Origin of the sequence: Candidatus Kaelpia imicola (assembly GCA_030765505.1) — a bacterium.
Classification (GTDB): domain Bacteria; phylum Omnitrophota; class Gorgyraeia; order Kaelpiales; family Kaelpiaceae; genus Kaelpia; species Kaelpia imicola.
Window position 1 is genome coordinate 90,325 of sequence record JAVCCL010000043.1, and the last position, 20,603, is coordinate 110,927.

Here is a 20,603-nt window from a genome sequence, read left to right on the forward strand (position 1 = left end):
TATTAAATTAGTCCTGGAGTATGACGGCGGTTGTTTCTCTGGTTGGCAGAGACAGAGAGAGAAGACTACCGTACAGGGTGAGATTGAATCGGGGCTATCTAAGATTCTGTCTCAGCCTGTGAATTTAATATCTTCGGGCAGGACAGATGCTGGAGTTCATGCAAAATATCAGGTGGCCAACTTTAAGACAGAGAAAAGAGTGCAGCCTGAAGATATTAAGAGAGCTTTAAACTCACTCTTACCTTCAGATATTAGGATTAAATTTGCACAGAGAGTGGGTTTGGATTTTCATGCTCGTTATTCTGTTAAAAACAAAATTTACAGGTATAATATATTTACAGGAGAGTATATCTCTCCGTTTAAAGTTAGATACTTCTGGCATCTGCCTTTAGGTTTGGATTTTTATAAGATGAGTGAAGAGATAGGATATATTTTAGGTAAACATGATTTTATAAATTTTCAGGCTAAAGGAAGCAGTGTTAAAGATACTAAGAGAACAGTATCTAAGGCTTTTCTGAAAAAAGACGGCAGCTATTGCAGTATCTTTATAGAGGCAGATGGTTTTCTTTATAAGATGGTAAGGTTCATTGTTGGAACTCTTGTTGAGGTTGGTAGAGGTAGATTTGAGCCTGGGAGAGTTAAAGTTCTTCTTGGCGGTAAGAGATTAAAGAGAGGTCCTGTAGCTCCAGCAGAAGGGCTTTTTCTCTGGAAGGTGAAATATTGAAGAAGATAGGCGTAAGACAGCTGCAGGATTTTTTAAAGATTTTAGGAGTAGATTATTATAAAGATGGTCTCTATTACTATAAGCTTTTAGAATACCCCTTGATTTTAAAAGAGATAGACTTTGAAGAATCTGGAAAGATTCTTGATATAGGTTGCGGTAAAAGCTTTTTGCCGCTCTACTTTCTTTACAGGGGGTTTGAAACTTGGGTGGTGGATAATGGCGAATTCTATGCTGACTTCGATAAATTCTATAGGCAGATTCTAGATTCAAGACGTTTTATGGATGATGAGAATATGAGTATTATCTGGGGTAATTTTCAGGAAATAGATTTTCCTACAGGTTATTTTGATTTTATTACGGCTATTTCAACATTGGAGCATTTTAAGTTTAGTGGTGATATGCAGGCAGCAATGAAGATAAATGCCTTACTTAAAAAGGGTGGAAGATTTATTGTAACTCTACCTTTCTCTCAGGCCGGTACAAGAGAGAAGTTTTTTGACAATAATGGCCATACATATTTTCAGCGTGACTATGAATTGGATTGCGTCTTTAAAAGAATAGTTGAGCCTTCTAAATTAAAATTAAAATATTTTTATATTATTGGTGAGAGGTTTCCTTCTCTGGGAAAGTTTTTTTTCTTTAAAATGCCTTTTGCAAAACGTAAAAATACCTGGGCACGTCTCTTCTCTAAGCTATTTTGGAAGGTTTATTACAAAGGGAAGGATAGGAAGCTGCCCCAGTTTAAATATCCCGGAGTGATAATCATGGTACTAGAGAAATGAAGTTATCCAAGATTTCTGTTGTAATGCCGGTCTACGATGAAGAGGATAGCCTTCCCCGTATCTTTAATGAGCTGAAAGATGTCTTAACCGGAATACCCTATGATTATGAGATAGTGATTGTAGATGACGGCAGTAAGGACGGGAGCTGGGATTTAATATCGAGTGTTTCCAGTTCGGATGAAAAGATAAAGGCTATCAGGCTTCTTAAGAACTATGGGCAGACGGCGGCAATTCAGGTTGGTTTTGAGAATGTTAGCGGTAATCTCATTGTAGTTATGGATAGCGATGGACAGAATGACCCTGCCGATATCCCTCTCTTAATTTCAAAACTTAATGAAGGTTATGATGTTGTAAGCGGATTGAGATTTAAAAGAAAAGACTCTCTGGTAAGGAGGTTCTTCTCTTATTCCGGTAATCTCTTGATTAGAAAAACGACAGGACTTAAGATTCATGACGTAGGCTGCAGCTTGAAGGTATATAAGAAAGAGTGGGTTGATAATTTAAAACTTCTTGGCGAAATGCATAGAATATTCGTTGTCTATCTGGCTGAGATGGGAGCTAAAGTTGCTGAAGTTAAGGTCAACCATCGTGAGAGGATAGGGGGGCGCTCAAAGTATGGAATAGCAAGGGTTATGAAATTGATGATGGACCTGATACTCTATAAATTCTTTACAAGCTTTGCTTCAAGACCGATATATGTATTTGGCGGAACAGGTTTTATAAGTATATCTATGTCTCTATCTGTGTTTATCTTTGTTGTCTACAGGAAGATTGTCTTTCGGGGTCTCTGGTTAAGTCCGCTATTCTTTATAGCGGTGTCGTTATTTACCGTGGGAATTCTTTTTATCATGCTGGGTATACTGGCTGAAATTGTTATGCGGATCTATTATCAGACTAAGTATGGGTTTCCTTATAAAATCAAAGAGAAGATATAGCTAAAAATGTGCGGTATTCTCGGTTCATTAACCGATAGCGTTATAGATAACAGAGAGAGATTTAAGGAGGCTCTTGGTCTTTTATACCATCGCGGCCCTGATGAGATTGGGTATTTTCTGAGTCAGAATATTAGCCTGGGTTGCCGCAGGCTTAAGATCATAGGGTTAGATAATGGTAATCAGCCTATAGTTAATGAAGATGGTACATTAAGGATAATATTTAATGGGGAAATATATAATTACAGAGAGTTAAGATCAGATCTTAAATCCAAAGGTCATCTTTTCAAAACCGATACCGATACAGAGGTTATCCTCCATCTTTATGAAGAGGAAGGAGTTGGATGTTTAGAGCGTTTTGAAGGTATGTTTGCTTTTGCTATTTGGGATAGCCGGGATAGGAGCCTTTTTATTGCCAGAGATAGGTTCGGTATTAAGCCGCTTTTCTATTCCCATAACAGAGATGGATTTATTTTCTCGTCTTCTATCAAACCTATCTTGAAGCTTCTAAATAGTAAGCCTGGTATATCTGATAAGGCCTTAAATCTCTACTTTTGGCTGGACTATGTGCCTTCACCCTACACCATATATAAGGGTATATCCTCTCTGCTGCCGGCCCATTACCTTGTTTTTTCAAAAGATAGGGGTTTAGATATAAAAAAGTATTATAGCCTGGGGAAGTGCGATCTTAGAAATAGAAGCAGAGAGGATATTATTTTAGATCTGAGAGAGCGTATCTCGAACTCAGTTAAGAAACATCTTGTTTGCGATGTTGAGCCGGGTCTTTTTTTAAGCGGAGGACTTGATTCAAGTATATTGGCTTATCATATGAATGAGCACCTGGGTTCTTTTAAGACATTCAATATCGGTTTTAGGGAGAGTAGCTTTGATGAATCAAGGTATGCAAAGTTGATTGCAGATCGGTTTAGGCTGGAATACAACTTTAAATGTTTTTCCAGCGATTATCTTTTAGGATATTTAGAGAATATTGTTTCCAGGCTGGATCAGCCTTTTGCCGATCATTCACTATTACCTACTTATCTTCTCTCCGATTTCAGTTCTAGAAAATTAAAGCTGGTTCTTTCTGGTGATGGAGGAGATGAGTTGTTTTGCGGGTATCAGACATATATTGCTCATAGATTATTTCGTTTTTATAAGATTATGCCTTTAAAATTAAGAGAGAGTTTTTTAAGATTGGCTCTCTCTCTTGTCCCGGTTTCTGATAGATATTTTAGTTTAAACTTTTGTCTGGACAGATTTTCGAGGTCTCAAAGTATAAATGATATTAAGAGGCATATCTCCTGGATGGAAAGTTTTGGTCAGGAAAGAAGAGAACTTTTAAATGATAGATATGAAGATGTTGAGGATGAGTATATAGATTTTATTCAGGATAAGTTTATATCAGACTCTAAGGGGTTAGAGAAGATTCAAAAGTTCGATATTTATAGCTATCTTAGTAATGACATTTTATATAAGACTGATTTTTCAAGCATGCAGAATTCATTAGAAGTCAGGGTTCCTTATTTAGAGAAGAGTGTGGTTGAGCTGGCTTTATCATTGCCTGAGAATCTGAAATTAAGGAATCTCAGAGATACTAAACATATATTGCGATCTGCCTACAGAGGTAGTTTGCCCGCTGCGATTCTCGAGAGGAAAAAAGCAGGCTTCAGTTTGCCTGTAGCAGGAATGTTGAGGGGTCAGTTAAAGAGTATGCTTAATGATCTTATCGAAGATAACAGTAGTCTAAGATATTTAAATAGAGGTTATCTGAAAGATATCTTCTTGGAACATTTGCAATATAGGAAGAATAACCGTAAAATACTTTGGAATATTTTGATTTTCTCTATATGGTCCATAAAACATGAAGCAGAATAAATGGTTTCTAATATTATTTTTTATTATCCTGATCTATTCTCTTGTAGCCGTTTATATTATTGCTTCTAATTCAAATTTTCCTACAATAGATGCTCCTAACCATGCCATATTCTGTGTTCAATTTTATGGTGATACAATAGATTTATTTCATAATTCTGAGCTCTCTATTGCCGGTAAGATATTTGAATTCAGAAATATTTTTTCTAAAGGCATAATCTATTGGCCTAAGCTGCTTAATTTAAGCTCGCTGCCTTTTATGTTTATCTTTGGGTTATCAGCTTGTAGTATAAAAATGGCCAACGTATTGTATTTAATAATTTTTGCGGTTTTTGGCTATCTGCTGGCTTTAAAACTTGGAGCTAATAATAGAGAGGCTCTTTTTGTTACGATTATTCTTCCGCTCTATCCTGTTATTTTAAGGGCTATACAGAGTTACGGTTTAGATCTGCCGCTTATGAGTATAGTTGTCCTGTTTTTCTTCTTGCTTTTAAAGACAGATGGTTTTAAGAAGACCCTTTATTCAATATTGGCAGGTTCTGTGTTTGGAATTGGCTTACTGATCAAAGGTCAGGTTGTGATATTTGTTTTATTTCCTCTCTCTCTCTATCTGTTTATTTCATTATCAAAAGAGATTAAAGGTGACGGAAACTACATTCCTCTTTTTAGGTTACTTGCCAATCTCTCTCTATTCTTGATCTTTGCTTTTCAAATTGGTGGTTTATGGTGGCAAGGGAAGTATAATGATCTATTATCGGCTTTAAGAGAGCATACCATACCTGATTATAAACATTTTGAGAGTTATCCTTATGAAGCTTCAGGGTCTTTAAGTTACTACCTCTTTTATTTTAAATATCTTTATTTAGATGGTTTTGGACCTCTGCTTAGCTGTTTTTCGGTATTGTCGTTTTTTAGATATATTTTTAATAAATCTCTACCTAATAAAAAAATAGCATTATCCTGGTTGTTTTTTCCGCTCCTAATACTGTCTTTTTTGTTTAAAGTCCATCAGCTTAGATATATTATCCCCCTTGTTCCGGTTATTGTCATTATTACTACGATAGGCTCAAGGTTTAAAAGACTGCTTTGGACTATCTTTTTTAGGTCTCTACTTTTAATTATATTAGTTTTTCGGGTCTATCTGTTAGTGTTCTCTGGGAAAGATAAGCCTCTCTGCAGTAAACTGTTTGCCATTAGGTATAGCGATGGTATTTTAAAAGATTTTGAAATGAATAATTCTGATATAGCCGATATTTTTTATGAAAATTTAGAAGATCATTTAGCCCCCGGTCGGTATAACTGCTTGATTATCCGTTCAGCCGGCATTGAAGACGGGCCTGTTGGTATACAGCTCTGGCTTGAGATGAAAGCATATAACAAGGGTTATAGAATTTTGACCCATGATTTATATGATCAATGGTATTCAATCTATGAATGGTGGAAGGGAGAACCGGGTAAGTATATAATATTGTTTATTGAAGACGGAAGTCAAGATTTAGGTGGGGATAGATTGTTTGATAAGGATTGGATATTAAAAAGAGATGAAGAGCTGTTTCCCAGGATAGAAGAGTTTAAAAATCATCCTGTAACGGCTGAGCTTTTAGATGAATTTTTCCCGCTTTTAAAAGAGCGGGCTCAAAAAATGTTTGATTTTGATATAGCCATATATCACTGCGAAGCCTATGAATACGAAAATGTTCCAACCTCTTATTGACGGCGCTAAATCGGATCTGTTGCTTTTAATGATTCACACCTGGTATCCCTGGATGCCCCCTCTAGGCATATCTTATATATCAAATTATATGGAGTCTAAGGGTTATAAAGCGCTGCTCTTTGATTTTAATGCCAAACTATACAATAATACTTCCGGTGAGAAGAAGAGGTTCTGGGATATAAGCACTATAAGCAGCTTACCGCTGCAGGATATAGTAGCTCTTTTGATAAATAGTTTTTCCAAAGAGATTGATGAATTAATCGATATAGTTCTTAAACGTCCAGAACCTATTATAGGATTCTCTACTAATTATTTAAGTATCCACGTTGTGAATCATATTGCTAAAATTATCAAAAGTAGAAATAGTGATAAGTTACTGATTGCAGGGGGTCCAGGTTGTTTCTGGGATCATGATCGCAGTGTTGTCGAACCTGGAGCGATAGATATTTTTGTTTTAGGAGAGGGAGAGAGGCCGCTCTATAATATAGTGGAGAGTTTTTATAAAGGGTCTAGTCTGGAAAATATTCCAGGCACTATATTTATAAAAGATAAAAAAGAGATAGATAATAGGCCGGCTGATCCGATATTTGATTTAAACAGCATCCCCTACCCGGATTTTAAAAATCTAGATTTAGATGACTATGGATTTGGTGAAAAACAGACCAGAACTCTGCCTCTATTGGCCAGTCGCGGCTGTATCTCCAAGTGCACTTTCTGCATAGATCACTTTATGTGTACCCCTTTTAGGATGAGAGAGCCAAGAAATATAGTCGATGAGATAAAGTTTCATATAAAAGAAAATGGTGTAAAAAACTTCTCTTTTAACGACCTGCTCTGTAACGGAGATTTAAAGAGACTCAGAGAATTTGCTGAGCTTATCAAAGAAGAGTCTCTCAATATACAGTGGGGCAGTTATGCTGTTGCCAGAGGGGATATGGATTTAGAGCTATTGAAGAGTCTTAAAGATGCAGGCTGTGTATCTCTCTGTTATGGGATAGAGAGCGGGTCAGATAAAATCTTAAAGGTGATGAGCAAGATTTATACTGCCTCTGATGCTGAGCGGGTCTTAAGGTTGACAAAAGAGGCAGGCATAAAGGCTACTTTTAACATAATTATAGGCTATCCCGGGGAGGGGAGAAGGGAGTTCAAGCAGACTCTCCGTTTCGTAAAGAGAAACAGAGCTTACACAGAGAGTATTATCAATGTCTCTACTCTCTTTATCAATCCTACGGCAGCACTTGGTGTGGAGCCTGAAAAGTTTAATATTTATTTTCCAAGACACCCCCGGAGTTTTAAGTTTATTTCATTAAAAAAGGCTTTGATTCCTAAATATTATAGTCTTTTTGGTATAAGTTCAGCTGTCAAAGATACGAAAGGAGTGGATATTTCGGAATTTGTCGATAAAAACGGAAACACAAAACCAGTAAGACTAAAAAGGTTAGTAAAGACACTCTATTTCTTGCAAAGACTGGGATTGTTTAGAAACGAGCCGATTATAAATGTTTATGCCACTAGGAACAGAAAAGTAAAGAAGGCTATTGAATATATAGGGAGCAGGCAGAGCCTTACCTCTGGAGATCTTAGCGTTAAATGCAACAGGGAAGGTTTTGTAAGGATATTTTTAAAACATAAGTGTATCACTGCAGGCCCGGGACTGAATATTGCTTTTTGGATTAAAGATAATTGGTATGATACATCTAGATATATCTGGGAGATTAAAAAGATAGGTTTAAATAGGATTGAGATTTTGATCAATATGGATGATATTGCTATAGAACACAAGTGGCTCTTAGAGCTTAAACCTGAAGGATTATATTGGCATATCAATGTCTGTTTTAGGGCCAAAAACTATACTGTTAACGAGACTAAGATAGGACTTCAGCTCTCAGAGTTTTATAAACATTGGTATTCTAAGTCTTATCAGGGAGAGTTTCCTGTTTTAGATGATAAATGGAAGAGCTTAGATCTGGAAGATGTCCAGAGTATTTGGGCTATGACAGAAGGAGGCTCTCCTTTAGGGGTTGAGATGAGTAAGATTAAAAGCTCTATACCTTTGAGTTTGAGGATGGAGAGTTCTTATGCAAAGTACGGTTTTAGATTCTTAGCCTTCAGGAATAAAATTATTAGGCCTTACAACAATAATAAGTTGAATATTAAACTGTTTTTTGGTTTTCGGGAAATACCCAAATCTTATTTAAAGATAAAAGAAGAGAAGAGAGCGTTAGAGAAAAAAGAGTTTCAGATTGTTGGAGCCGGGGATGAACTTAACGAAAGAAGAGAGCCTCTCTATGTAAAGAGATTTCGTTTTTTAGATTTAAGTATAAATAAAGGTATAAAGTTGTATTATAAGCAACGTGAGATAACGTCTGGGTGCGGAGCTATTATAACATGCCACCATAATGGCAGGATATTTGACAGTAGAGATGCTATCTGGAGCCTTATAGGTGGTAAAAATTATGATATCTTCGATCTCTATTGGGAGAATATATGTTTTCAAATAGAATGGGGGATAAGAGTTAAGAGAAACAATATTTTATGGAGCTTTAGAGTTAATTCCTTAGAGAAGATAGAGTTAAAAGAATTGAAGTTTGGTCTTTTTTTAAATAAAAAATATGATTCTTGGTCTTTGGGTCCGTTCAGGGGGGGGTTGCCGGATAGCGTTAAAGATAGGTGGGATTATCTTCCTCTTACAAAAAGTAATGACAATAAAATATTATTAAGCTCTAGTCAAAATAATCTTCCCGCTCTTTCATTCTCTAAATCCAAACTGGGATTTTTTCAAATAGAGGTACCCGATTTAAATATTGCAGAAGGTAAGATTATCTATGCTGCTTTAAATAATTTATGTCTTAAGAGCGGAAAACCGTTAAATTTTCACTACAAGATTGGTCTGGAAGAATAAGAAACAAGATGCTTTTAATTTTATTTTAATTTATTTTACAGAACAATGTTGAATGAAATAATAAGATTTTGGTCTCTATTAGAGCGCTTCTTTAGGAGAAGTGTTTTTATTAAGGAGAGATAGGTTTGAAGAGAGATGTTCAAAAAGAATTAAGTAGTTTAAGGCGGGAGTTAGACTGCCTTAAGAAGAAAGAGAAATCTTATAAAAAAAACGGGTTAGAGTTACGGGAGAGCGAAGAGAGGTTTAGGAAGCTATTTGACGCTACCATGGAGGCTATAGTCTTACATGAGAAGGGTAGGATTTTAGCGGTAAACAAATTCTTTCTCAAAATGTTCGGTTATAGAAAAAAGTCTGAAATAATAGGAAAGAGCGTTCTGGATTTAGCCACTCCTAAATATAGAAACATTGTTAAAAGACACGTGCTGTCAGGTTATCAGAAAGTATATATTGCCGAGGGTAAAAAGTGTGATGGGACCATTGTAAAAGCTGTGCTTTCAAGTAGGCCTGTTAAGCTGAGAGGCAGGAATGTTAGGGTGACTGTTCTGCGTGATATTACTTCTCAGGATAAAGAACAGAAGGAATTAAAGCTCTTTAAAACAGTTGCTGATGTTTCGAAGTACGGTTCAGCTATTATGGATATGAATAAGAGGTTGGTGTATATCAACGGTGCTTTTGCTAAAATGCACGGCTACAGCAAAAAAGAGCTTATAGGTAGAAAGATACTCCTTCTGCATTCTAATCGGAATTTAAAAAAAATAGATAAATCTATTGAAGATGTTATTAAAAAAGGAGGTTTTATTGATTGCGAGCAGGTTCACTTAAGAAAAGACGGTACAGAGTTTGTTGCTTCTATGAGCGCAGCTTTAATAGAAGGTGATAGCACAGATTCTTCCTATATGACTGCTGTAATTATAGATATAAGCGATAGAAAAAAAGCCGAGGTTTTACTTAAAGCAGAGCGTGCTCAACTTCTCTCTATCTTTGATAGCATAGATGAGGTGATCTATGTTACAGATCCTCATAATTATGAGATTCTGTATATGAATAAGTTTTTTAAAAAGATTTTAGGCAAGAATTCTATAGGAGGTTTTTGTTATCGTGAATTTCAGAATTTTGATAGACCCTGCTACTTCTGCACAAATGAAATAATCTTAAAAAGGGCTGGTAGACCTTATAAGTGGGAATATCATAACCCGATTCTGGATAAAGATTATTATATTGTAGATAGAATTATTAAATGGCCTGATGGTCGGGATGTAAGGTTTGAAATAGCGATAGATATTACAGAGCGTAAAAAAGCTGAAGCTCTTATTATGAGGTATAACAGAGAACTTGAAGGAGAGGTAAAGAGAAGAACAGATGAATTACTGAAAGCAGAGAGGAAGCTTGAAGAGTCTAAACGTCTCTCTGATATCGGTATGTTGGCTGCAACAGTAGCGCATGAACTCAATAACCCTTTGGGAGTTATAAAGACAGCTGTATTTAATATCAGGAAAGAGAGAGCTGAGATTGACGATGATTTGGAGGGCCATCTCTTTAACATAGAGAAGAAGATATCCCAGAGCAGCAGGATTATTAAAAATTTGCTTGGTTATGCTAAAATAAAGAAGCCTATTTATGAAAAGGTAGATATTATAACTATCGTTGATGAATGTATCGACAGTTGTAGCAAAAAATATAGCGATTATGAAGTAGTTATCGATAAAAGGTATAAGATAGATAGAGATAAAGTTATAAAGGCAGATATTATACAGATAATCGAGCTGTTTACAAATATCCTTGAGAATGCCTTCCAATCTTTTAAAGGTAAAAAAGGGAAGATAATAATAATTGTAAATCGTAGTAAAGATAAGAGTAGTATCGATTTTAAGATTAGGGATAGTGGTTCGGGTGTGCCTGAGGATGACTTAGATAATGTCTTTGAACCATTTTTTACAAAAAAACCAAGAGGTCTAGGCCTAGGACTTACTGTTTCGAAGCAGATAGTCCATCTTCATAGAGGCAGCATATATTTTAAGAGTAAATTGGGAGAAGGAACAGAGGTGAATATAAGTTTGCCTTGTACAATAGGATAGGCGGTTATTCTGCAGTTTCTCTATTTGAAAGTTCAGTTTTCGTATTTACTCCGCTGCAGTTTTCTGTTAACCTTTATCTGTATTTTGCAAGTTTTTCTAGCGATAATTAAACTTTATGCGCCTGTGGCTCAATTGGATAGAGCGGCTGGCTACGGACCAGTAGATTGGGGGTTCGAGTCCCTCCAGGCGTGTATGTTTTTTACACAATGAACGACAATTTTTACATGCAGGAGGCTTTAAAAGAGGCTTTTAAAGCACTGGATAAAGACGAGGTGCCTGTTGGGGCGGTTATAGTATATCAGAATAAGATAGTAGCCCGAGCATACAATCAGGTAAGAATGTTAAAGGATCCTACTGCTCATGCGGAGATTCTTGCTATAACACAGGCAGCAGATTATTTAAAGTACGAGAGATTGAATGGATGTAATATCTATGTTACAATCGAGCCGTGTATAATGTGTGCTGGTGCGTTAATATTGGCGCGGGTAGATAAATTGATATACGGAGCTTCAGATAATAGACAGGGAGCTTTTGGTTCTCTGCTGGATGTTACAAAATACAAAGATACGCATCATAAGATAAAAGTAAAGAATGGTGTTTTAAAAGAAGATTGTGCTTTTTTAGTTCAGGATTTTTTTAAAGAGAAAAGAGTTACAGCTTAAATAGATGGAGAGGTGGCTGAGCGGCCGAAAGCAGCCGCCTGCTAAGCGGTTGGCCCTGTAAAAGGGGCCCCCGGGTTCAAATCCCGGCCTCTCCGCCAATATTAATAGCAAGTGGGCAAAAAGTCTTATAGAGAGGGAGATATTTTGAGTTATTTAGCTTTAGCAAGGAAGTGGCGTCCTCAGAATTTCGATGATATAGTTGCTCAAGACCATATTGTTGAAATATTAAAGAATGCGATTAGACTTAATAGAGTTTCTCATGCCTATCTTTTTGCAGGTCCTCGAGGGATAGGTAAGACTACAACAGCCCGAGTTTTAGCAAAAGCATTAAACTGTAAAGAGTCCTTCTCTCCAGCTCCTTGCCTTAAGTGCGGTAACTGTCTTCAGATAAAAGAGGGCAGCAGCCTTGATGTTTTAGAGATTGATGGGGCTTCTAATAGGGGGATAGACCAGATTCGCGATCTGCGTGAAAATGTTAAGTTAAAACCGGCTCAATCCAGATTTAAGATATATATAATAGATGAGGTTCATATGTTGACAGAGGCTGCTTTCAATGCGCTTCTTAAGACATTAGAAGAGCCGCCGGAGCATGTTAAGTTTATCTTTGCTACGACTCAACCTAACAAGGTTCCAGTTACTATCCTTTCGCGCTGCCAGAGGTTTGATTTTAAGCCGTTCTCTATAACTGCAATAAAAGAGAAGCTTATTGATATATTAACTCAAGAGAAGATAGATTTTGAGCCTGAAGCTGTTCTTATGATAGCAGAATCTGCCGGGGGTAGTTTGCGGGATGGGGAGTCTCTATTAGATCAGCTTATATGTGTTGCAAAAGGCGGGAAGCTTAAGGTAGATATGGTCAAAGATTTTTTAGGAGTAATCGAAACGACTGTGTTGTATGATTTGACGCAGAGTTTAATAAAATCTGATGTCAATAAGAGCTTTACGATATTAGACAGGCTGCTCTCTGATGGTAGAGATATTCCCATTATCATTGAAAGCCTGCTCTCTTATTTCAGAGCTGTGCTCCATTATAAGATTCTATGCTCCACTGATTTTACAGTTGGAACTATAGCTGTAGATTTGGATAAAGTTAAGGAGCAGTCCGGGCAGTTAAGCAGAGAGGAATTGATTTTTATATTAGAGCTGCTTAGTGAACTTCAAAATAGAGCAAAGATTGTTTTATCTCCAAGAGTTTTGGTCGAAGTAGGTCTTTTAAAGATATGCAGCAGATCTAAATATCAGATAGTTTTTAATCAGTTTTTAGATAATGATTCAAAAGAGAGGCGGAGTGTCAAAGAGCGGGTATTACCTCTGGTTAAACCTAAGCTTCAGATAAATACTCTGATTAAAAAAAAAGTAACGAAAACATCTCTTTCTCAGAATGATAACAATTTTAAAAAAAATGATTCTGAATTAAAAAGTAACAATAAAGCATTAAGTTTTCAGGAGATTGAGGAGGTTTGGCGAGATGTAGTCGGAGATTTAAGAGATACCAAGCTTTACCTTGCTTCTTATCTTGAAGGTTCTAAGGTTAAGTCTTTTGAGTCTGACAGTATTGTTGTTGAGGTCAAAATTGATTTTGATTTTCAGCGTGAGTTAATAGATGAAAATGATAATAGAAGAATTATTGAAGATTCAATCTCTTTAAAATCGGGCAGGAAGATCAGATTAAAATATCTCTATAGTAAGGTAATTACCGTTGATAATAAAAAAAGAATTCAAGAGATATTAAAAAATCCAAACATAAAAAAGATTTCCAAGCTCTTTAATGCTAAAGTTCTTAAAGTGATACCCAGGAATGATGAAGTTTGAACTACTCAATAGCTTGATTGAAAAATTTGTCAAATTTCCCGGTGTAGGTAGAAAAACTGCGGAACGTTATGTTTTTCATATATTAGATATGAAGGCCGATGAAGTAGAGGAGTTGGTGGATTCTATGAAGTATCTTAAGGAGAGGGTCTGTAACTGCAAGCAGTGTAATAACCTTACTGAGGATGAGTTTTGTGATATCTGTAAGAGTGGAAATAGAGATAGCTCTCTTCTCTGCGTTGTTGAGGAGCCAAAAGATTTGATAGCTATCGAAAAGGCAGGATGTTTTAAGGGCAAATACTTTGTTCTCTTGGGTGTACTCTCACCTCTGGATGGTGTAGGAATTGAAGATATAAAACTGAATGAGCTTTTCTGTTATGTTAAATCCAACTCTACTATAAAAGAGATTATTATATCAACAGATGCTGATGCTGAAGGTGAATCTACAGCCTATTACATTATGAAGCTGCTTAAGCCTTTGGGCAGGAAGGTTTCACGTATAGGTATGGGTTTACCTGTCGGAGCAGATTTGGAATTCATAGATAGAAATACACTTCAGGAAGCTTTTAAAGGGCGAAAAGAGATTCTCTGATTTCTTCACTTTTTTTATTCTTTTAACAAAAGTTGCACTTTTCCCTCAATTTTTCCCGATTTTTTAATATTATTAAATAGATACTTGTTGTTTCTTCTTTTATTTCAATTAGTTAGAGATACTTGTTTTATCTTTTTTTTTGGCATGGAATTTGTTTAATACAAGGTGTGAACTAAGGAGGTATAAGATGAAAGTAAAATTTTACAAGATTCAGAAAGAGAGACTGGGAGAAGACGATGTAGTTGTAATATATACCAAGGGAAGTTTCAGCGGTACGCTGGAGGTAAAAGATAGAGATATGTCTTTTAAGGGTAAAAAAGATGGAGATCTTATGGATATTCTCTTTCGTCCTTACCGTATAAATATTCCTGATAGAGCTGGTAAAGGGCTTAAGGAGAAGGTTCTTATACCTGGCTCCCCGCAGCATCTTGAGGCTATACGCAGAAGCTGCTGGTCCCATGGTTATATATCAGAGATGGAGGAGAGTTAGAAAATGCATAGTATAATATTTGCAAAACAGGCTCAGCCTAAGGCCGACAATAGAGAGGTCAGGGTTACGGAGAAAGTGTTTGAGGATGGGGTTTTGGTCTATTCTCGCAGGAGTAGTTCCTACAAGGTGCTTTTAAGCCACGAAGATAGAGAGCCTGTATATGAATATAGTTTTAAACCTCAAATGTATATCTATAAGAATATTCAGAACAAGAGAAAGTTTTTCAAATGGAAGATTGTTGGAGTGTTAAAAGTTCCTCATAGAGGTAATCAATATTCTCTTATATCCTATCAGCATTCTTTCTGGATGTTAGTTAAAGATAAGTATTAATATCCGCTTATTCCTATCTTATTTCAGTTATGGTTTGCCATTTCAGCATATCTTGCGTATAATAAATTTCTTAAGAAAGAGAGGTTTTTATGAAGAATAAAGATGTTGCCCGGTTATATTCTAAATATATTATGGATACATATACCCATCTTCCAATCTCTCTTGTAAAGGGAAGAGAGTCCAGGGTATGGGATTTAGAGCAGAATGAGTATTTGGATTTATTTCCAGGTTGGGGTGTCTCTATTTTGGGACATTCTCCTTCTAAGGTTGTCTCTCATATTAGAAATCAAGCCGGTAAGATAATACATATATCTAACAATTACTACAACCACCTCCAGGCTAAGCTTGCTCAAAAAATAGTTAAAATAGCGCAGATCGACGCCAAAGTTTTTTTCTGCAATTCAGGAGCAGAGGCTAATGAAGGAGCCTTTAAACTGGCAAGGTTATACGGAGCAGGCAATAGATATAAAATAATTACGATGAACGACTCTTTTCATGGCAGAACTCTAGCCTCTCTCTCTGCAACAGGGCAGGAAAAATACAAAAAAGATTTCGAGCCTCTACCCGAAGGTTTTACCCATGTTCCTTTTAACGATTTTGAGGCTTTTCAGAGCAGTGTTGACAATGAAACTGTGGCGATTATGTTAGAGCTGGTTCAGGGTGAGGGCGGTATAAATGTTGCCGATTACGACTATATCCAGAGAGTGAAAAAGTTTTGTAATGAGCGGGATATATTATTTATTGCTGATGAGGTTCAGACTGGAATGGGTAGGACCGGAAAATGGTTTGCATATCAGAATTTTGACATTGAGCCCGATATAGTTACTTTAGCAAAAGGTATTGGCGGAGGAGTTCCTATGGGTGCTGTTTTTGCCAAAGATAAGGTTGCTGATTGTATTAAGCCTGGAATGCATGCTTCTACTTTTGGCGGAAGCCCTATTGCATGTAAAGCGGCTTTAGCCGTTGTAGATACTATAATGAGCAAGAAATTGCTCAATAATGTAACCGATATGAGTAAATATTTTAAAGGCAGGCTGCTGGATTTAAAAGAAAAGTATGATTTAATAGATAGTGTTAGAGGTTTAGGTCTCATGATAGGTGTGGAGGTTAAAGATAAAGGCAAGGAGATTTTTGAGGGCTGCCTTGCTAATAGGCTTTTAATTAATTTAACCCAGGGCAATATCTTAAGATTTTTGCCGGCGCTGAATATTAACAAAAAGGATATAGATAAAGCTATTATAATATTAGATGGAGTATTAAAAGAGGTGCAGAGATGAATCATTTTTTAAGCATTAATGATTTAAGCAGGAAAGATATAACAGGGTTTATCAATGCTGCAAAAAATCTTAAAAAGAAGAGAAGGCAGGAGAAGATACTTAAAGGCAAGAGTTTCGTTCTTTTATTTGATAAACCTTCTTTAAGAACAAAGGTTAGCTTTGAAGTCGCCATAGCTGAACTTGGAGGTAGCTATTCATATTTAGGAGATGGTTCGGCTGGGTTCGGTAAGCGTGAATCTCTCAAAGATACGGCAGAGGTGCTTTCAAGGTATATCCATTGTTCTATTGTAAGAACTTTTAAACAGAAAGACCTTTTAAGGTTTGCACGGTTTTCTTCAGCTTCTGTCGTTAATGCTCTTACTGATACAGAGCATCCCTGCCAGATTTTAAGCGACCTTCTAACCATAACTGAAAAAGTTGGGAGCCTGGATAATTTTAAAATTGCTTTCATCGGTGATGGTAATAATGTCTGTAATTCACTTATACAGGCAGCAGCAGTTTTGAAGTTCAAACTGTCAATTGCAACACCTTCTGGTTATGAGCCTAAGAGAGAGAGCTATAGGGTTAAACTGGAAGATTTAAATAAGCAGAGCTTAAGAGTAGAGATAGTCAATTCACCTCAAGATGCGGTAAGAGATGCAGATTTTGTATACACAGATGTTTGGACCTCTATGGGTTGGGAAGAAGAGCAGTCAGATAGAAAAAAGATCTTTGAGTCCTATTAAATTAATAAGGATTTACTTAAAAACGCAGGGAAGAGATGCTACGTGATGCATTGCCTGCCTGCGCATAGAGGAGAGGAGATAACAGATGATCTTATCGACTCTGAGAACTCTATAGTATTTGACCAAGCTGAAAACAGACTCCATATGCATAAAGCTATTTTAATTAAGCTTTTATCTAAAAGGTAGATTTTCTTTAATGTCCAGGAAAACAGTTTTTTTGATACTTCTTCTTATAGTCGTATTTCATCTCTTAAACAATTTTATTATTCTCACAATAGATGATACTCCTCCAGTAGGACACTATGGGCTCTATTTTTCACATAGCCTGTATCTCTTTGAACAGTTTAAAAATCTTTCGCCTGGATTTATAACTGAGCTGTTTAACGTTAATAGTATATATCCCCCTCTGCTCTATTTAACGCCCATACCTCTCTATTATATTTTTAGCATAGATTATGATGTTGCTTCTTTTTCAGTCGGACTGCTCTATCTTTCTGTATTTATATTCTCTCTATATTTTCTAGCAACCTACCTCTTTAAACCTTCTGTAGGGATTGTAGCTGCTCTTATCGGTTCTCTCTTTGCGGCAGTCTTTGGCTATGCCAGGCTATTTCTAATGGCATTTCCAATGGTTGCCATTTTGACATTGAATATCTATCTTATGTTTAAGACCGAAGTGTTTAAGAAGAGGCTATATGTAGTACTCTTTGCTTCTGTTTTAGCTTTAGGGATGCTGATGAAGAAATTTTACTTTATCTATATCTCTTTTTTTACATTAATCTATCTGATTGAAAACAGAAAATTGATATCTAAAGAGCGGTTCAAGGTTTTTTTAAATATTTTTATTGCAGCTGGTATTGTTATATCTATTTCCGGGTATTGGTATCTTCGCAACATTGAACCCATTTTGTTCCAGCTTAAAAGTGACCAGCCTACAATATTTTATAATGAAGGCTATAGTTTTAATTTTTTAATTTATTTAAAGTATTTGATTAGATATCAATTAGGTTGGTTCTTATTCTCTCTTTTTTTAATATCTTTTATCTATCTTGTTATCAAAAAGAGGTCCGCGCTTTTTCTATCAGCTTGGGTTATATGGCCCTACCTTATCTCTTCTCTTTTTATTGTTGAGAAGAGTTCCCGCTATACAATGGCCATGCTGCCTGCGATTGCTATCATAATTGCTAATGGAATAATGGGATTTTCAGATAACCTGAAGCTTAAAAGAAGGCCTGCTTTAAGGTGCTCTCTTATGTTTTTAATTTTAGCTGTTCCGGTGTTTAATTTTTTTAAGACCTCTTATGGCGGGGGAGTAGAAGTGTTCAATTATAGGGATGAGACAGATAGGTTCTTTTATACCGGATTATTAAGGTCTAAGAAGATTGGTTGGGATATTGAAGATTTAGAAAAAACCTTAATTCAAGATGGTAAAAATAAAATCATGATAGATGGGTTCGGCTACTGGTATCTTTTAAATGACTACTTGAATAACTTTATTGAAAATAACAATCTCTCTATCAGCTTTATTCATTTGGAGTTTGACGAAAGAGATAAAGATTATAGAAAGCTTATAGAGGAAGGGGATTTTATTATTTTAAGATCCGATGACGGGTCTTCTATTCCCAATATCAGCCTACCTTTTGAAAATGAAAACTTAGAGAAGATCCGTTCTCTTCTGGTTATATTTAATGAATATAAAGAGAAGTTTGAATTAATCAATAGGGTTACCATAGAAGGTAGGTTTACGGAGAGAACGCTGTTGATTTATAAGAGAATATAGATGAAAACAAAAGAGAGAGTTCTGCTCTATTTTCTATTATTAATCTTAGTTTTAACAAAGCTGCAGTATTTATTTAAAGCGGGATTGTTATTTGATACCTGGGAGATGTGCAATCTATTTATTGCAAATACAATAGTAAAACATCGGATATTTTTGCCCTCATTTTTTCATCTCTCTGTACCTTATGCAGGCGGCGGAGACTATCTGTATAGTCTTCTCTCTGCTCCTTTTGTCTATCTGTTTGGCAGCAACATTTTTTCAATTCGGATATTAACTATCTTTCTTAACATGGTTGAACTTAGCCTTCTTTTTTACATTGTAAATAGGTATTGGAGCTGGAGGGAGGCTCTTGGAGCTTCTTTATTATTCATATTTTGTTCTAAGTATATTTTTATCTATTCTATTGTCGGTATGGGACGGCATTTTCATTTAGGTCTATTCTTTTTATTATCGCTGTTTTTCTACCTTAGATTTAAAGAGAAAAAGGGGTATCTCTCTGCTGTTCTATTTGGTCTCAGCATGGGTATTGGTAATTATTTCTATCCGGCTTTTGCAGTATTTATCTCTATTTTTATACTTTTTTTTCTGCTGAGCATTGACTGGAAGAGAGTATCAGATTATCTTAAGATCTTCATTGTGCTTTCCTCTACGATACTATCAGGTCTCTTTTACAAAGTTGTTTTTTTAGATTTTAACATTGCCTACACTTTTAAAAGTACTTTTATGCTCTCTACCCATTCCCCTAAGGCAATATTCCCGATAGATAATATTTTTATTATTGTAAAAAGGTTTATCTTATTCCTGTTTTTTCTGGTTCCGGATTTTTTATCTTTTAATCTTTTTCACACTGGAGAATATTTTAACCTCTTTAGAGATATTGAGAGTCTATCTTTAGTAAAAGCTTTTCAAGAAATATTTAACCTCTATCAATCTAAGAGTAACTCTTTGGATATCTTTTATGCCGATCTATACCGGGTAATCTTTATTCTATTTTTTGCAATTATTATTTCTTATATTCTTAAAAGAGCAAAAAACTTTAAGCAGTTTGTGATTGGAGAGAGAGGAAGAGATAAGAAAGCATTGAAAAACTCTATTACAGCATTGCTCTCTGTAACAATATTGGTCTATTTTTTCTTATATATCTTAAATGGCCGCTCTATCACTACTTATAAATATTATCTACCGTTATTTATACCGATTATTCTTGCTCTAACTATAGTTACTGCATGGAAAAAAAGTTTTTTCTTGCCGTTATTAATTATTTTGCTGATTCCCGGTTTTAACTTTCAGCTTCAAGCGTTAAAAACCTCTGATTCCAAAGGCAACCCTCTTATGCCGCTCTATTATGGCGACAAATCGACTTTAGAGTTTCTGGGCGATAGCAATAACTCAGAACAAAAGAAACTTATAGAGCTAAATATAAATACAGCCCATACTCTGGGCTATATATTGGCTGATAGGAGTAAAGATTGCTCTGCATTGCGTCTGCTGGCTGGAGATATTTCTTTTTCAGATAAGGCTAGGCGTTTTTTCTGGGAAGGATGGTTTTCCAAGATGTTCTTAAATGAGAGCATAGATATTGATTATGTTAAAAATTATCTCGCAGATTTAAAGAGAGAAGAGAGGTTTTTCGCTTTTTCCGGGATAGGCGAAGCTCTCATCCAGAATTCTATATATTGTCCGGATATATCTGAATATTTTAAAAGTGCAGAGAGAGATATTTTAAAGATAACAACTATAGAGGAGAGAGTCTATTTTTATCAGGGTTTAGGCAGGGGCTTAGCTCGCTTATACGGTAGCGATGTCTATTCTGCAAAAGGGCCTTATATAGCTGATAAGAGGTTGTTCTATTCTTACCTTCAGATGGTAGATAGGGATAATATAACTGATTTTATAAATGGGTTTTTACTTAAAGAGTTATGGCAGCCTTTATAGAT

Annotated in this window: 15 protein-coding genes, 2 tRNA genes and 1 pseudogene; all 18 read left to right on the top strand. The window is 35.8% G+C overall.

Annotated features, from left to right (window positions below; all coding sequences use genetic code 11):
- Positions 1-13: 13 nt before the first annotated feature.
- The 18 genes and pseudogenes from truA to P9L98_07100 all read left to right on the top strand — a co-directional run bounded on the left by truA (position 14) and on the right by P9L98_07100 (position 20,601).
- Positions 14-724, top strand: coding sequence for a tRNA pseudouridine(38-40) synthase TruA (gene truA / locus P9L98_07015; protein ID MDP8217041.1), 711 nt, complete (start codon positions 14-16; stop codon positions 722-724).
- A complete protein-coding gene (locus tag P9L98_07020; protein MDP8217042.1) occupies positions 721-1,506 on the top strand; it encodes a class I SAM-dependent methyltransferase in 786 nt (261 codons plus the stop codon). Before truA ends, P9L98_07020 begins: the two co-directional genes overlap by 4 nt.
- Positions 1,503-2,441 (top strand): glycosyltransferase family 2 protein, encoded by a 939-nt coding sequence (locus P9L98_07025; protein ID MDP8217043.1) that lies wholly within the window; start codon positions 1,503-1,505, stop codon positions 2,439-2,441. Before P9L98_07020 ends, P9L98_07025 begins: the two co-directional genes overlap by 4 nt.
- Positions 2,442-2,447: 6 nt before the next feature.
- On the top strand, positions 2,448-4,313 hold the full coding sequence (asnB, locus tag P9L98_07030) for an asparagine synthase (glutamine-hydrolyzing) (protein MDP8217044.1): 1,866 nt from the start codon (positions 2,448-2,450) through the stop codon (positions 4,311-4,313).
- A complete protein-coding gene (locus tag P9L98_07035) occupies positions 4,300-6,024 on the top strand; it encodes a hypothetical protein (GenBank protein ID MDP8217045.1) in 1,725 nt (574 codons plus the stop codon). The genes asnB and P9L98_07035 overlap by 14 nt, the downstream gene beginning before the upstream one ends.
- Positions 5,993-8,926, top strand: a complete 2,934-nt coding sequence (locus tag P9L98_07040; GenBank protein MDP8217046.1) for a radical SAM protein — start codon at positions 5,993-5,995, stop codon at positions 8,924-8,926. Before P9L98_07035 ends, P9L98_07040 begins: the two co-directional genes overlap by 32 nt.
- Before the next feature lie 125 nt (positions 8,927-9,051).
- Positions 9,052-11,001, top strand: a complete 1,950-nt coding sequence (locus tag P9L98_07045; protein MDP8217047.1) for a PAS domain S-box protein — start codon at positions 9,052-9,054, stop codon at positions 10,999-11,001.
- Between the two features lie 117 nt (positions 11,002-11,118).
- A tRNA-Arg gene (locus P9L98_07050) sits at positions 11,119-11,192 on the top strand.
- 15 nt (positions 11,193-11,207) lie between these two features.
- The gene (gene tadA, locus P9L98_07055) at positions 11,208-11,663 is read left to right on the top strand and encodes a tRNA adenosine(34) deaminase TadA (GenBank protein ID MDP8217048.1); all 456 of its coding nucleotides are present in this window, start codon (positions 11,208-11,210) and stop codon (positions 11,661-11,663) included.
- 6 nt (positions 11,664-11,669) lie between these two features.
- Positions 11,670-11,761 (top strand) — tRNA-Ser (locus P9L98_07060).
- A gap of 46 nt (positions 11,762-11,807) precedes the next feature.
- On the top strand, positions 11,808-13,475 hold the full coding sequence (gene dnaX / locus P9L98_07065; protein MDP8217049.1) for a DNA polymerase III subunit gamma/tau: 1,668 nt from the start codon (positions 11,808-11,810) through the stop codon (positions 13,473-13,475).
- The gene (recR, locus tag P9L98_07070; GenBank protein ID MDP8217050.1) at positions 13,462-14,064 is read left to right on the top strand and encodes a recombination mediator RecR; all 603 of its coding nucleotides are present in this window, start codon (positions 13,462-13,464) and stop codon (positions 14,062-14,064) included. Before dnaX ends, recR begins: the two co-directional genes overlap by 14 nt.
- Before the next feature lie 187 nt (positions 14,065-14,251).
- On the top strand, positions 14,252-14,554 hold the full coding sequence (locus P9L98_07075; GenBank protein MDP8217051.1) for a hypothetical protein: 303 nt from the start codon (positions 14,252-14,254) through the stop codon (positions 14,552-14,554).
- A 3-nt stretch (positions 14,555-14,557) separates the two neighbouring features.
- On the top strand, positions 14,558-14,884 hold the full coding sequence (locus P9L98_07080) for a hypothetical protein (GenBank protein ID MDP8217052.1): 327 nt from the start codon (positions 14,558-14,560) through the stop codon (positions 14,882-14,884).
- Between the two features lie 89 nt (positions 14,885-14,973).
- A complete protein-coding gene (locus tag P9L98_07085; GenBank protein MDP8217053.1) occupies positions 14,974-16,161 on the top strand; it encodes an aspartate aminotransferase family protein in 1,188 nt (395 codons plus the stop codon).
- Positions 16,158-17,072 (top strand): annotated as a pseudogene (argF, locus tag P9L98_07090) (ornithine carbamoyltransferase). The gene P9L98_07085 and the pseudogene argF overlap by 4 nt, the downstream one beginning before the upstream one ends.
- Before the next feature lie 10 nt (positions 17,073-17,082).
- Complete coding sequence (locus P9L98_07095; protein MDP8217054.1) at positions 17,083-18,666, top strand: glycosyltransferase family 39 protein; 1,584 nt, start codon at positions 17,083-17,085, stop codon at positions 18,664-18,666.
- Positions 18,667-20,601, top strand: coding sequence for a hypothetical protein (locus P9L98_07100; GenBank protein ID MDP8217055.1), 1,935 nt, complete (start codon positions 18,667-18,669; stop codon positions 20,599-20,601).
- Positions 20,602-20,603: the final 2 nt, after the last annotated feature.